Source organism: Pseudomonas sp. PVC-5-1 (genome assembly GCF_057444345.1).
The window spans coordinates 4787540-4801551 of sequence record NZ_CM172024.1 but is presented as its reverse complement, the minus strand read 5'-3'; the positions used below and the strand labels follow the sequence as shown (position 1 = coordinate 4801551).

12 protein-coding genes are annotated in these 14012 nt (G+C 62.6%); 4 read left to right on the top strand and 8 right to left on the bottom strand.

The window, feature by feature from the left end; all coding sequences use genetic code 11:
- Window positions 1-11 precede the first annotated feature (11 nt).
- The 3 genes from AC2T3R_RS21945 to AC2T3R_RS21935 all read left to right on the top strand — a co-directional run bounded on the left by AC2T3R_RS21945 (window position 12) and on the right by AC2T3R_RS21935 (window position 3455).
- Window positions 12-1073, top strand: coding sequence for an HlyD family secretion protein (locus AC2T3R_RS21945; protein WP_486744247.1), 1062 nt, complete (start codon window positions 12-14; stop codon window positions 1071-1073).
- Window positions 1070-2521: an efflux transporter outer membrane subunit gene (locus AC2T3R_RS21940; RefSeq protein WP_410951858.1), complete on the top strand. Its 1452-nt coding sequence runs from the start codon at window positions 1070-1072 to the stop codon at window positions 2519-2521. The genes AC2T3R_RS21945 and AC2T3R_RS21940 overlap by 4 nt, the downstream gene beginning before the upstream one ends.
- 139 nt (window positions 2522-2660) lie before the next feature.
- Window positions 2661-3455, top strand: a complete 795-nt coding sequence (locus AC2T3R_RS21935; protein ID WP_410951857.1) for an SDR family NAD(P)-dependent oxidoreductase — start codon at window positions 2661-2663, stop codon at window positions 3453-3455.
- 125 nt (window positions 3456-3580) lie between these two features.
- On the opposite strand, the gene AC2T3R_RS21930 is transcribed toward AC2T3R_RS21935, so the two are convergent.
- Both AC2T3R_RS21930 and AC2T3R_RS21925 read right to left on the bottom strand, forming a co-directional pair.
- Window positions 3581-4393 carry an SDR family oxidoreductase gene (locus AC2T3R_RS21930; protein ID WP_486744246.1) on the bottom strand — a complete coding sequence of 271 codons (813 nt, stop codon included), beginning with the start codon at window positions 4391-4393 and terminating at the stop codon, window positions 3581-3583.
- 151 nt (window positions 4394-4544) lie between these two features.
- Window positions 4545-5009 (bottom strand): hypothetical protein, encoded by a 465-nt coding sequence (locus AC2T3R_RS21925; protein WP_015271749.1) that lies wholly within the window; start codon window positions 5007-5009, stop codon window positions 4545-4547.
- 227 nt (window positions 5010-5236) lie between these two features.
- On the opposite strand from AC2T3R_RS21925, the gene AC2T3R_RS21920 reads away from it, so the two are divergent.
- Entirely contained in the window at window positions 5237-6394 is a 1158-nt protein-coding gene (locus AC2T3R_RS21920) for an NHL repeat-containing protein (RefSeq protein ID WP_410951855.1), read from the top strand.
- 81 nt (window positions 6395-6475) lie between these two features.
- On the opposite strand, the gene AC2T3R_RS21915 is transcribed toward AC2T3R_RS21920, so the two are convergent.
- From AC2T3R_RS21915 to AC2T3R_RS21890, 6 genes are all read right to left on the bottom strand, one after another.
- Window positions 6476-7930: a mannose-1-phosphate guanylyltransferase/mannose-6-phosphate isomerase gene (locus tag AC2T3R_RS21915; protein WP_486745299.1), complete on the bottom strand. Its 1455-nt coding sequence runs from the start codon at window positions 7928-7930 to the stop codon at window positions 6476-6478.
- A gap of 35 nt (window positions 7931-7965) precedes the next feature.
- The gene (locus AC2T3R_RS21910) at window positions 7966-8613 is read right to left on the bottom strand and encodes an alginate O-acetyltransferase AlgF (protein WP_013974158.1); all 648 of its coding nucleotides are present in this window, start codon (window positions 8611-8613) and stop codon (window positions 7966-7968) included.
- A gap of 16 nt (window positions 8614-8629) precedes the next feature.
- The gene (locus AC2T3R_RS21905) at window positions 8630-9787 is read right to left on the bottom strand and encodes an alginate O-acetyltransferase (protein WP_023660658.1); all 1158 of its coding nucleotides are present in this window, start codon (window positions 9785-9787) and stop codon (window positions 8630-8632) included.
- 10 nt (window positions 9788-9797) lie between these two features.
- Window positions 9798-11255 (bottom strand): MBOAT family O-acyltransferase, encoded by a 1458-nt coding sequence (locus tag AC2T3R_RS21900; protein WP_013974157.1) that lies wholly within the window; start codon window positions 11253-11255, stop codon window positions 9798-9800.
- A gap of 195 nt (window positions 11256-11450) precedes the next feature.
- On the bottom strand, window positions 11451-12554 hold the full coding sequence (locus AC2T3R_RS21895; RefSeq protein ID WP_367244649.1) for a mannuronate-specific alginate lyase: 1104 nt from the start codon (window positions 12552-12554) through the stop codon (window positions 11451-11453).
- 7 nt (window positions 12555-12561) lie between these two features.
- Window positions 12562-14004: an alginate O-acetyltransferase gene (locus AC2T3R_RS21890; RefSeq protein WP_486744245.1), complete on the bottom strand. Its 1443-nt coding sequence runs from the start codon at window positions 14002-14004 to the stop codon at window positions 12562-12564.
- Window positions 14005-14012 lie beyond the last annotated feature (8 nt).

Here is a 14012-nt window from a genome sequence, read left to right as displayed (position 1 = left end):
GAACCACTTAAATGACCAACAACCGCAAAACCCTGTTCATCGGCTCGGTGCTTGCCGTGGCCGTCCTGGCTGCCATCGTCGGCCCGTGGATGTTTGGCAGCGACCACCGCCAGAGCACCAATGACGCGTATGTTGTCGCCGACTACACCGTGGTCGCGCCGAAGGTCGCCGGCTTCATCAAGGAAGTGCTGGTGGAGGACAACCAGCAGGTCAAGGCTGGCCAGTTGCTGGCTACCATCGATGCCCGTGACTACCAGGCCGCGCTGGATGCCGCGCAGGCGCAGTTGCTGGTGGCCCAGGCGCAAAGTGCCGATGCCCGTGCCACCCTCGAGCGCCAGGCGTCGCTGATTGCCCAGGCTGAGGCTGCAGTGAAAGCGGCCCAGGCCGAAGCTGCGTTCGCCGACCATGAGGTCAACCGCTACAGCCGCCTGGCCGAGCAAGGTGCCGGCACCGTGCAGAACGCCCAGCAGGCACGCAGCGGGGTCGACCAGGCCCGTGCGCGCCTGGCCAATGCCCAGGCGGCACTGGTCGCGGCGCGCAAGCAGGTGGATATCCTTACCGCGCAGGTGGCCAGTGCCGACGGCCAGCTTAAGCGGGCCGAGGCAGGGCTGGAAAAGGCCCAGCTCGATCTGTCCTACACCCGCATCACCGCACCGGTGGACGGCATGGTCGGCGAGCGTGCCTCGCGTGTCGGTGCCTACGTCAACCCGGGCGCCCGCCTGCTGTCGGTGGTGCCGTTGCAGCAGGCCTACGTGGTCGGCAACTTCCAGGAAACCCAGCTGACCCACGTACAGCCTGGCCAGGCCGTGAGCATCAGCGTCGACACCTTTGCCGGTGAGAAGCTGCAAGGCCATGTGGAAAGCATCGCCCCGGCCACCGGCGTGACCTTCGCCGCGGTCAAGCCGGACAACGCTACCGGCAACTTCACCAAGGTGGTGCAGCGCATCCCGGTGAAGATCGTTTTCGATGACGGCCAGCCGCTGCTTGCCCGCCTGCGCGTGGGCATGTCGGTGGAAGCGACCATCGACACCCGTGGTGACAAGCTGGACGGCAAAGAGGTAAGTGCACGATGAAAGCGGCATTACGCTTGAGCCCGTTGCTGCTGGCCGTGTTGATGGCCGGCTGCACCTTGGGCCCTGACTTCCAGCGCCCTGACAGCCAGGCCCCGCAACAGTGGGCGCCGCTGCAAGGCGAGGCGGCGGCCAGCCAGCCGCAGGCCGAACCGCTGGAACTGCGCTGGTGGGAGAGCTTCCACGACGCCCGCCTGAGTGCCTTGATCCAACGCGTTGCCGAGCGCAATCTCGACCTGCAGATGGCCAGCGCCCGCCTGCTGCAAAGCCGCGCCCTGCGCAGCACCGTAGCTGCCGACGAAGTACCGTCAGTGGACGTGAACGCCGGCTACAGCCGTGCGCGCAATAGTGCCGAAGGCCTGAGTGACCCGTCCGGCAAGGCGGGCAAGGAAGCCTTCAACCTCTGGCAGGGTGACCTTGTTGCCGGCTGGGAGCTGGACCTGTGGGGCCGTGTGCGGCGCCAGGTCGAGGCAGCCGATGCCACGGTCGAAGTGGCCGAGAACGACCGCCGCGGCGTGCTGTTGGCATTGCTTTCGGAAACCGCAGGCAACTATATCCAGCTGCGCGCTGTGCAGCACACCATCGATGTGACCCGCGACAACCTCAAGGTCGCCCAGCACAGCCTGAAATTGTCAGAAAACCGCCAGGCCGAAGGTGTCGCCACGCGCCTGGACGTGGCTCAGGCCAGTGCCCAGGTCGCCTCTATCGAGTCACGCCTGCCTAGCCTGGAAGCGCGGCGCGACGACTTGATCAACGCCCTCAGCCTGCTTGTGGCCGAACCACCGCGCAGCCTGCAGGCCGAGTTGCTGCAGGGCGGCGAACTGCCTGCGCCACAGCAGAAGTTCGCCATTGGCCTGCCGTCCGAACTGGCCGAACGCCGCCCGGACATTCGCCAGGCCGAGGCTCGTTTGCATGCTGCCACCGCCAGCATTGGCGTGGCCAAGGCGGACTTCTATCCCAGCATCCGGCTGTCGGGCAGTGTCGGGTTCCAGGCCATGCAGCTGTCCGATTTCGGCGCCTGGGATTCACGCCGCTTCGCCTTCGGGCCGCAGCTGTCGCTGCCGATCTTCGAGGGTGGCCGGCTCAAGGGCACCTTGGAGCTGCGCGAGGCGCAGCAGCAGGAAGCGGCGCTGAACTACCGCAAGGTGGTGCTGGGTGCCTGGCATGAAATCGACGATGTGCTACGCCTGTACAACGCCAGTCAGCTGCGCCGCGACCACTTGGCCGAGGCGGTGCGGCAGAACCGCATCGCCCTGGAAACTGCCCAGCGCCAGTATGTCGAAGGGGCGGTGGACTTTCTCAATGTGCTGACGGTGCAGGGGGCTTTGCTGGCAAGCGAGGAGCAGTGGATCGACAGTTCTGCGGCGGTGTCGCAGGCGCTGGTGGGGCTGTACAAGGCCCTGGGTGGTGGCTGGCAGGCGTTTGATGAGCAGCCTGTGAAGAAAGTGTGATTTTTGAGGGCCGCTTTGCGGCCCATCGCGACACAAGGCCGCTCCTACAGGAGATCGCGTCCGCATGTAGGAGCGGCCTTGTGTCGCGATGGGCTGCAAAGCAGCCCCGGCAATTGTCCTGATTACCGAGGAGGCACAGATGCACATTTCCCTGAACGGCAAGCGCGCCATCGTCAGCGGCTCCACAGCCGGCATCGGCCTGGCCATCGCCATCGGCCTGGCCGAGGCGGGGGCCGAAGTGGTCCTCAACGGTCGCACCCAGGCCCGGGTCGACGAAGCCCTCAAAGTTGTGCGCGAGCGCCTGCCGCAGTCGCGCATCATCGGCATCGCTGCCGACCTGGGCACCCAGGCCGGTGTGCAGACGCTTTTCAAGCAGGTGCCGCACACCGACATCCTGGTCAACAACCTGGGCATCTTCGAGCCCAAGCCGTTCTTCGAGATCGAGGATGAGGACTGGCAGCGTTTCTTCGACGTCAATGTGCTCAGCGCCGTTCGCCTGTCGCGCCACTATGCCCAAGGCATGGCCGAGCGCAAATGGGGGCGAGTGGTGTTCCTGTCCAGTGAGTCGGCGCTGCAGATTCCGACCGAGATGATTCATTACGGCATGACCAAGACTGCGTTGCTGGCGGTGTCGCGCGGGCTGGCCGAGACCCTGGCCGGCACCGGGGTGACGGTGAATTCGGTGCTGCCGGGGCCTACGCGTTCGGAAGGTGTGGGCGACTTCTTTGCCAAGCTGGCCGAGGAGCAGGGGGTGTCGACTGAAGAGCTGGAAGCCAACTTCCTGGCCGAGCACCGGCCGACCTCGCTGATCAAGCGGCTGGCGACGGTGGAGGAGGTGGCGAACATGGTGGTGTACCTGGCATCGATGCAGGCCAGTGCCACTACCGGGGCTGCCTTGCGGGTTGATGGCGGGGTGCTGCGTTCCATTGCCTGATCTGTATTGCCTGTACCGGCCTCTTCGCGGGCTTGCCCGCTCCCACAGGTACAGTGCAATCTTCGGGATCACACTATCCCTGTGGGAGCGGGCAAGCCCGCGAAGAGGCCAGCACAGGCAATCAATCAGAGCGGGCGCAGCAGGCCAAACCGCTTGCGCAACGCCCAATCCAGCACCCGCCGCGGCAGTAACCGGGCCATCAACGGCAACGCCGTACTGCCGTTCCCCAACCGCACCACCGCTGGCACCGGCGACTTCCCGACCGCTGCCAACACGCCCTGGGCAAACACCGCCGCCGAGGTGGGCTTGTCCTGCGAAGCCCGTGCCCGTGCCTGCACGTGCTCGCGCAACGGCCACCACGCCGAATCCGCCGCCAGCACCTGCTCGGCCTGGCGCTGGGCATTGCTGGCGAACTGCGAGGCAATCGCCCCTGGCTGCACTTCCATAACCTGCACACCAAACGGCGCCAGTTCCAGGCGCAAGGCATCGCTCAGGGCATGCACGGCGGCTTTCGAGGCGCAGTAGGCGCCGGCGAACGGCGTGACCAGCACGCCTGATACGCTGCCGATGTTCACCACCAGGCCCCGTGAGCGGCGTAGCTGTGGGAACAATGCGCGGGTAACGCCGATCACGGCGAATACGTTGGTTTCGAACTGCTGGCGCAGGGCATCCACACCACCATCGAGCAGCGGGCCCATGGCGCCGTAGCCAGCGTTGTTGATCAGGATATCGAGGTTTTCCAGTTCCTCGGCCAGGCGGCCCAGCGCCTCGCTGTCGTTCACATCAAGTTGCCGGGCGGTGAAGCCGGCGGCGTTCAGTTGCTCGACATCCTCAGGTTTGCGGGCGGTGGCCCAGACGTGGTGGCCGGCATCGCGGAAGGCGTCGGCCAAGGCGCGGCCGATGCCGCTGGAACAACCGGTGATCAGGACGGTGGGCATGGTTGGGGCCTGTTGTCAGGGGAAGTTGGTGTTGCCTGTGCCGGCCCTTTCGCGGGCTTGCCCGCTCCCACAGGTACTCCACAGTTCTTGAGCACTGTGCAGTACCTGTGGGAGCGGGCAAGCCCGCGAAAGGGCCGGCACAGGCGATACATTAGTTGGCAAACGTACCTTGCAGATGCTCTGCACGAAACTCCAGGGTCTGCGGCCGGTACCCGGAGCGCAGTGGCGGCAGTGGCAGGCAGTCCTTCCACTCGGCCCCTGGCTGCAGTTCACCCGGCCCACGGTAGCGCGGGGCGTTGTAGGTGTTCTCTGCCAGGTTCACGGTATCGCCCGGCGCATACGCCGCCACCCGCCAGCGCAGCTCGGTCAGCGGCACGTCGTTACCGTTCTTCATGCGCACCTGCAGGGCGCGGTCGGCGGGGCAGTGTTCGGGGGCGTAGGTCAGGCGCAGGTCCAGGCGGGCCAGTTGCGAGGTTTCGCGGGTGTCCTGCCAGACGACGAACAGGGCCACCAGGCCCAGGCCACAAACGGCAGCCAGCGAGATCGGCAGGGCCTTGGCCGGGTAGCGCAACAGCAGCACCAGCCAGGTGAGGATGAGGAAGGCACCGATGATCATGAAAGCGGGCAAACCTTGGTTGCGCGGGGTCAGACCATCGTAGCCCATAAGAACAAAACTTCAAAAGCCTGATTCGTTTAGATCAATCAGCCAGCAGGAGAGTTTGATGGGTTATGACCCTGGGTAGGGATATTGATTCAGGTGTTACCTGGTATTTTTGATAGGTTACAACTTCTCGATTATTGATTAGTTTCAATCTGTATGTATCTATAATCGGAGTGGAAGAAATGGAAAATATTCGCGAAAACTGGACTGAGATTGAATTCGCTATTCCTGAGGGAGCTGTTGGGTACGGGGCGGCAAGGTTGTTAGATGGAAAATATTATGTGGCGGCATCATTGCAGTGGGAAATTTGTGTGCTGCGGTATGACGATCGAGGAAGTCTGGATATATCCTTCGGCGAGCAAGGCATAGTGAAATTCCCAAACCCTGATCGTTTTGGTACTAAATTTTCTTTCAGTCTGCAAAAAAATGTGGTCATGCTGTCCTGTCTGGCGGGTGAAGCTGGTAATTATAGTAATTTTCTGCTCTGCAAACTTGACGCCGATACCGGGGCGTTGGATCCGAGCTTCGGGGATAACGGTGTAAAAGTTGTACCGATACCTCAGGCGAACCAGGCCGATATTGTCGGCTCAAGTGTCAATCAAGCCCCGCAGTTACCGGACGGTAAGCATCGACAACTTGTATCTCGTGGGATGGCTCAATTTGAGTTGACAGGTGAATTGGACCCAGCATTCAACGAGAGTGGGGTGCTGAGAAGTTTTCCCAAGTCAAGTTACGAATATCAGACAATGAATATCATGCCTTACATGAGTGCCGGTAAGCATGAAGGTTTCTTGATGAGTGGTGTCTTCAACCTTGGAGGCTATGGCCGTGGATGGGTGGGAGCCATTGATAGCGAAGGTAAATTGTTGCGCGATTTCGGTGGCGATGGTGAAGTCCATTTCATGAAGCTCCCAGATCATGAGCTCACTAATCTGGTAATGGAGCCGATGTTGCAGGTCGACGATTATCTGTATGTGGCTGGCAGTGGAGGGCGTGAGCTGTATCCAGATTTCATCTACCGTCTGCATCGGGATGGCAGAATAGATGAAAGTTATAACGATGGTGAGCCAGTATTTTTGGAAGTTGGAAAGGCCAAGGCTTTTCACCTGGTTCAAGACGGCGACGGCATTCTCATCGGGGTATGGGGTGTTGAAGCGACGGGTGGGGTTATTCGATACGATGCCGCTGGTAAAAGAGACCTGTCTTTCGGCCAGGGCGGTTGGTTGAACATGCCCGTGAAATACATGGATCCCGTATCGTTGACCATAAGGGAATATGAAGGCTCCAGGATTGTGGAAGTATTGGGTGGCCGTTATCTCTTGCGTCACCGGATCGAATAGATCACAGCTGAGCAAGGCTCGGGCAGCCCTGGCCTGGGTGGTTCCCAGCCATTGCCTGGTGCAATGGCTGGGATGCGACTTTTACTGCGCGATGGTCTTCACCGAAATACCACGCTCGATCGGTGTAGAGGTACGCCCGTACACATCCTCGAAGCGCTCGATGTCATCCTCGCCCAGGTAGCTGCCGGACTGCACTTCGATGATCTCCAGCGGGATCTTGCCCGGGTTGCGCAGGCGGTGCACCGAGGCGATCGGGATGTAGGTGGACTGGTTCTCGGTCAGCAGGAACACGTTCTCGTCACAGGTCACCTCGGCGGTGCCGGACACCACGATCCAGTGCTCGGCACGGTGGTGGTGCATCTGCAGCGACAGGCTGGCGCCCGGCTTGACGGTGATGTGCTTGACCTGGAAGCGGCCGCCCATGTCCACCGAGTCGTACGAGCCCCACGGGCGATACACTTCCAGGTGGTTCTGGGTTTCGCTGCGGCCCTGCTCGTCGAGGGTCTTGACCATCTGCTTGACGCCCTGGACCTTGTCCTTGTGGGCAATCATCATGGCGTCCTTGGTCTCGACCACCACGATGTTCTCCAGGCCGATCACCGACACCAGCTTGCCGTTGCCGTGGATCATGCAGTTGTGGCTGTCCTGCACCACCACATCGCCCTTGGTGACGTTGCCGTTGTCGTCCTTCTCGTGCACTTCCCACAGCGACGACCAGCAGCCCACGTCGCTCCAGCCAGCCGACATCGGCACCACGCAGGCGCGCTGGGTCTTTTCCATCACCGCGTAGTCGATGGAGTTGTCCGGGCAGCAGGCGAAGGTGGCTTCGTCGATGCTCAGCACATCACCGTCTTCCTGGCTGCGCTCCAGGGCCAGTACGCAGGTGTCGTAGATGTCGCCGTCGTGCTTTTTCAGCTCTTCGAGGAAGCGGCTGGCACGGAACAGGAACATGCCGCTGTTCCAGAAGTAGCCGCCGGCCTGGACGAACTCGGCGGCGCGTTTTTCGTCGGGCTTCTCGACGAACTGCGCCACGCGCGCCACGCCTTCAGGCAGCAGGGCGTCCTGGCTGGAACGGATGTAGCCGTAGCCGGTTTCCGGCTTGGTCGCCGGCACGCCGAACAGCACCATCTCGCCACGCTCGGCGGCCACGGTGGCCAGGGCCAATGCGCGCTGCAGGGCTTTCTGGTCATCGATCACGTGGTCGGCGGGCAGCACCAGCATCAGCTCGTCGCGGCCCTCGTTGACCAGTTTCATGGCAGCCATGGCCACGGCCGGCGCGGTATTGCGGCCGAACGGTTCCATCAGGATGCCTTGGGTTTCCAGCTTCAGCGCGGCCAGTTGCTCCTGGACGATGAACTTGTGGTCCTTGTTGCAGACCACGATCGGTGTGTCCATGCCTTCGAACACCAGGCGTTCCAGGGTTTGCTGGAACAGTGTGTGTTCACCGGTCAGGGCCAGGAACTGCTTGGGGAACTGCTTTCGCGACAGAGGCCACAGACGGGAACCGCTACCACCAGAAAGAATTACCGGGATCATCATGTTTCTCCAATAGTCGTTGAGAGGCAGTGGAATCAGTTGCTAGCCACGGGGCGAGTTACCCACACCGGCGACAAGGCGTTGCCGGAACCCGTTACGTACAGCACTGCGGCTTCGCCGCGCTCCAGGGCGACGGGTTTGACGTCACCCACTTTCTTGTCTCCTTGGAACAGCGCCAGGTTGACCTTGACCGGGTTGATTTCGCGTTCGCCGCGGCCGTTGGCGGCCACCGGCTTGACCACTTCGGTCTTGCCGTCGGCGGTCTTCAGGGTCAGTTGCTGGTCACTCAGGTTCTGCACGCGAACCAGGGCTTTCTGCTTGTTCTTGAACGGCGGCTCTTCGATCAACTGCGGGTTGCCGCTGGCGCTGTTGACCAGGGTGTAGTACTTGTCCGCAGCCAGCTTGACCGGCACGCTCTTGCCACCGACCTGAGCGGTGTAGTCACCCCCTGGCAGGAAGCTGAAGTCACTGCTGCCCTGTGCACCAACCTGTTTGATCTGGGTGTTGCCGACCGAAGCTGCCGCCGGTGCGCTGGAAGCGTTGTAAAGGCGCACGAAGGTCGAGCCTTTCGGCGCGCTCGGGCCATACAGCGCGGCGTCGGCGCCGGCGAAGGCCTGCATGGAGGCCAGGGACAGGCCGGCAGCGAGGGTGAGGGCTTTGGCAATGGAAGTCTTGGTAGTCATATGTATGTTCCTCTGATTAGTGGTTAGTCCGGGTGGACGACAAAGCCAGGTTTTCTTCGGATTTACGGGTGTTCTTCAGCTGGGCGATCCACTGTGGATCGAAGCTGCTGAGGTCGTTCTTCATTGGCAGATAACGTTCGGGGAATTCCCACACCACCACTTGGGGTGCGGCGTTCTTGAAGGCATCGCTTTGCAGGTACTTGAGCATCGGCAGCAGCGGGCCATGGCCGTCTTCGGCGTAGTTGGCCACATCGCTGCGCAGGGCCTGCTGCAGCGCGCCGAGGAAGTTCCAGTGCGGGTTGGCGCTGTAGCTGGTGCCCACCAGCGCAACCGGGATCTGCGTGTCGGCGAACAGTGCGTCACCGGCTTCACCTTCGGCCTCGACCGGGCGAGTGGTGCGCTGCTGCAGGTTGTCCGGGGCCGGCAGAAGGTTGCTGAACAGCGGGTCCAGTGGCAGGAAGTTGGTCAGGTCGCCCTTGTATGGCGCGGTGCTGCCGGCTTCGGTGATGAACGCCTGCGGGTCGCCGTTGAGCAGGCTCTGGCGGCTGACCGCTTCGGCCAGTGCCTGCGCAGCCACTTCGGCGCCCATCGGCGTCCAGTGGGTGTCGGTGCGCAGGAACACCTGGCCGCGCGCCTTGGCCTGCTCCATGGGTGCCATCAGGTCCGGGGCGAACACGTTGGCCTGGCGTGCCTGGGCATGGAACTGGTTGTACAGGTCGTCATGCAGGCTGGTCGGCAGTTCCTTGCCCAGGTACTCGGCGTACACCCGCGCCTTGGCCGGCACGATCGCCAGCACCAGCTGGCTGCCGTGCTGCTGCAGGGTGTCGCGCACGCCACGGATCAGCGCCAGGTTTTCCTGCATCAGCTGCTCGGCACCTGCGGTGGGCTTGAACTCTTCGTCACTGAACAGCCACTGGTCGCGGCCCAGCACCACGCCAGGGCGGCCTTCGTTGAACAGCTTGAAGTCCATCGCCGCCCACAGGTTGGTACCCAGGCGCTTGATCGGGAACTGCTCGTCGTAGTGGGTCTCGGCGGCCTTGGCCAGCTTGCCGTTGAGCAGGGTCATCTGCTCGGTACGCTGGAAGCTTTGCAGGCCACCGGTGGACCAGACGCCCATGCCCACCAGCAGGCCGAGGAACGACAGCGAATAGGTAATGCGTAATGTCCGGGTCATGTCATCAACCTCAGAACTGGAAGTAGAGGAACGGCGAGTAGCTCTGCGCCGAAAGTTTGAGGATCGAGGCAACGAACAGCAGCAGCACCAGGGCGCGGGTCATCACCCGGGTCCAGTCCAGGCCGATCGAACCGTCGCTGTTGACCTCCACCGGGGTGGCCTTGGGCGTTGGCCGGGCGTTGCGGTAGAAGTCGCGCAGGCCGAAGAACGCCAGGGTGATGTAGGCGACCACCAGGGTGGCTACCTGCAGGCCGGTGAGCTGGGCACGGTTGAGTTCCGACAGCTGCCAGTCGCCGAAGCTGAACATGGCGCCGTACATGCGACCGGCCACTTCCAGGTTCTCGGCACGGAAGATTACCCAGCCAACCACCACCAGCAGGAAGGTGAATGCCCACTTCACCGGGTTGAAACGCTGCGGGTTGGTGTCGATGCCCAGCGCGCGCTCGATGGCCAGCCACATGCCGTGCCAGGCGCCCCAGATGATGTAGGTGAAGTTGGCGCCGTGCCACAGGCCACCCAGCAGCATGGTCAGGAACAGGTTGCGGTAGGTGTTGAAGGTGCCTTTGCGGTTACCGCCCAGGGTGATGTACAGGTAGTCGCGCAGCCAGGTCGACAGGCTGATGTGCCAGCGCCGCCAGAACTCGGTGATCGACTGGCTGATGTACGGCTGCTTGAAGTTCTCCATGAAGCGGAAGCCCATCATCAGGCCGAGGCCGATGGCCATGTCGCTGTAGCCGCTGAAGTCGAAGTACAGCTGCGCGGTGTAGGCCAAAGCGCCGAGCCAGGCATCCCCGGTGGTCGGGTTCTGCAGGGCGAAGCAGTGGTCGGCCACTACCGCCAGGGTATCGGCGATGAACACTTTCTTGATGAAGCCCTGCATGAAGCGGGTGCAGCCTTCGGAGAACTTGTCCAGGGTGTGGGTGCGGTTGTTGAACTGGTCGACCAGGTCCTTGAAGCGCAGCACGGGGCCGGCGATCAGGTGCGGGAAGATCGCCACGAACGCCGCGAAGTCGATCAGGTTGCGGGTGGCCGGGGTGTCGCCGCGGTACACGTCGATGATGTAGCTGATCGACTCGAAGATGTAGAACGAGATACCGATCGGCAGCAGCACGTGGGTGAGGATGAACGGCTCCAGGCCGAACGAGGAGATGATCGCGTTGAGGCTGTCGACGCCGAAGTTGGCGTACTTGAAGTAGCCGAGAATCGCCAGGTCCACACCGACGCCGAGCAGCAGCCAGCGCTGGGCCGGCTTGGTACGCACGCCGGCGGCGCCGACTTTCAGGCCGATCCAGTAGTTCCACAGGGTCACGCCGGCGAACAGGGCGAGGAAGTCGACCCGCCACCAGGCGTAAAAGATGTAGCTGGCGACCAGCAGCAGCAGGTTGCGATAGCGTTGCCCGCTCAAGTAGTACAGGCCGAGGAAGATCGGCAAGAACAGGAACAGGAACACGTTGGACGAGAAGACCATCCCGGTTCTCCTTTTTGTTCACAGCATCCGGGGCAAAGCGCCCCCCAAACCCCCCACTCAAAAAGTGGGGGAAGCCTTGGTACCTGTGGGAGCGGGCATGCCCGCGAACAAGGGCGAAGCCCTTGCCATGCACCGCGGTGCTTTCTTCGCGGGCATGCCCGCTCCCACAGGTTCCGACCCCAAAAGGGGTTCAACTCATTTCTTGCTCTCTGCGCTCGGGTCATAGACCCGGGTCAGGTCGCCGCCCAGCCGGAAGCTGTTGAACGGCTGCATACCGCGCTTGCGCTGCAGGGTGTCGCCACTGCACGCATACAGGCTGCAATAGGGCTCCATCCACGAGTACTTGCTGTCGATCTTCAGGTCTTTCATGTCCTGTTTCTCGCCATTGCGGGCCTTGAACGCGCTTGGGTCCTTCGAACCGTTCAGTACCCGCTGCGCCAGGCGCTGCAGGGCGTTGTTGTTCTCGCCGCGCACGTCCACGCCATTGACCTGGGCGAAGCTGGCGATCATCGTCAACGGCGGCAGGGCGTAGTTGTGGTAGGCCAGGGCGCGTTGCTTGCGCTTCAGTTCGTTGGGCAGGAAGCCCTGCTCGTCTACCTGGTTGGCGCCAACCCTGTATTCCTTCACGGCCCAGTCGAACAGGTCGCGACGGTCGGTGGCCACGGCGGTGGCCATTACCGCCCAGGCAGCCCAGTAGCTGTGGTTGTTGATCTTCTCCAGTGGCAGGTCGCTCCAGTCGCGCACGGTCTGCTCGGCCAGGCGGGCGAACCATTTTTCGATCAGCTCGGCCTCGGCCTGGTGCGCGGCCAGCGGCTGCGAATTGGAGAACTTCAGGCGCAGCCACGAACCACTCATGCTGCCCAGCGCCCATTTGCGCATCGACTTGCCGGTGTGGTTGTAGTCGGTGGACATCAGCGCATCGGCGCGGGCCCAGCTGCCCAGCCAGGCCAGGGTGCAGTCGAGTTGCGCCGGGCGGCCGTCACGCATGTACTGGCCGATCATCTTGCTCACGCCTTTCTCAAGGGTGGTGATGTCTTCGGTGGACTTGCGAAAGGCCTTTTCCGAGTCGGCGTTGAGTGTTGCCCGCGCCTTGTCCGAGCCTTCGTACTTGCTGCGGAACTGCAGGGCACCGGTATACGGTTTGGGGGCAGCTTCGCAGCGGAAGTTACCGTCGCCGGTCTTGAGCTTTTCGATCCCCTCGTAGTAACCCTGGGGCGGTACCAGCGCGGCGTGCGCGGCACCGCCGCACAACGCCAAGGCGAGCAGGGCGGGGCGGGAAATTCGCTTGAACAGGATCATGGTCGCCTCACTGGCCGGCCTGCGCGGTCTGCGCAGGCACGGCGAAGTTGTTGCGTTTGCAGAGCTTGGCTTCGACCTTCTGGGTACCGCTTTCCGGCCCCTGCACCTCGAACGCCAGCAGGCTCTGGCTGGCCCAGTCCTCGTCTTCGCGCATCTGGAAGACGAAGCGGCCGTCGGTGTCGGAGGTTTCCGGTTTTTCCAGCTTGATGTCCTCGTGGCGGCCGTTGAGGTACCAGAGGGTCGCTTGCAGCACCTTCACCGACGGGTCTTCGAACTTGATGTCCATCTGCATGTTGCGGTTGATCAGGTCTTTGATCACGCCGCCCTTGCCATTGACCATCAGCTCGTTCTTGCCGGGCTTGAGGGTGGCGCTGGCGCTCATCAGGGCCGGGCGGTCATCGCAGCCGTCGTCGAGCAGGCCAAGGATTTGCCGCCAGATGGTTTCCTGGTCCAGGCGATATAGCGGGGAGAATTCCCAGATCAGGATCTTCGGCGGGTTCTTCTGGAATTCTTCGCTGCCCAGGTACTGGATCATCGAACCTTCCAGGCCACCACCAGGGAAGGCCACGTTGAGCACGTCGGCGCCGATGTACTGCTCGAGGAACCCGGAGAAGTTGTAGTTCTTGCCACTGTGGCTGGTGCCGACCAGGGTGATCTGCGCGTTGCCGCCGACACCGAACAGGTCGTCGCCGCCGCCGGTGGAACCTTTCGGCTCGGTGGCGAACTGGTCCATGTACTGGACGGCGTAGCTGGTGCCGCACAGCTGGCCGGCCACGTTATGCAGGGTGCCGGTCTTGCCCATGCGCCCGGACTTTTTCGTTTCGAATTCCTTGCGCGGGATGCCTTCGAAAGCCGGCATCTTGTGCACGGTATCGGCCACGATCCTGGCCGCACGCTCGGCGCCGTAAGGCGTCCAGTGCTGGTCGCCGCGGAAGTAGAAGTCCTTGCCCTGGTCGGCAGCGGCCAGCTGTTCGTTGGTCAGCGGCGACAGGTCGGGCACGTTGTAGCCCATGCTGGCAAAGCGCTTGAGCATGGCCTGGTAGTTGCCCAGGGCCTTCTGGTAGTCGAAGGCAGCTTTTTCCGCCGGGTTGAGCATGTTGCGGTTCACCAGGCCGCGGGTCGGCTGGTACACCACCACCAGTTCCACGCCGCGCTTCTTGAATGCGTCGTGCACTTGCTGCAGGCGCTTGTAGCCGGCCGGGGTGGTATTGAACTCGGTGCGCAGGTCTTCGCGGGTACGGAACAGCCAGTCGCCCTTCGCCTGCACCAGCGTGGTGAAGTTCTGCTGGTAACGGGTTGTGTAGCGGCTTGGGTCATGCGCTTCAGGGCACAGCTGGCAGCAAGGCTCGGCGCTGAAGGTGGGGGCCTTGACGTCTTCGGCGCGCACGCCCTGGCTGATCGCCAGAAGGGCGGCGGACAGGCCCAGCAGTTTCATCAGATGTGGAGTCATGGTCTGGG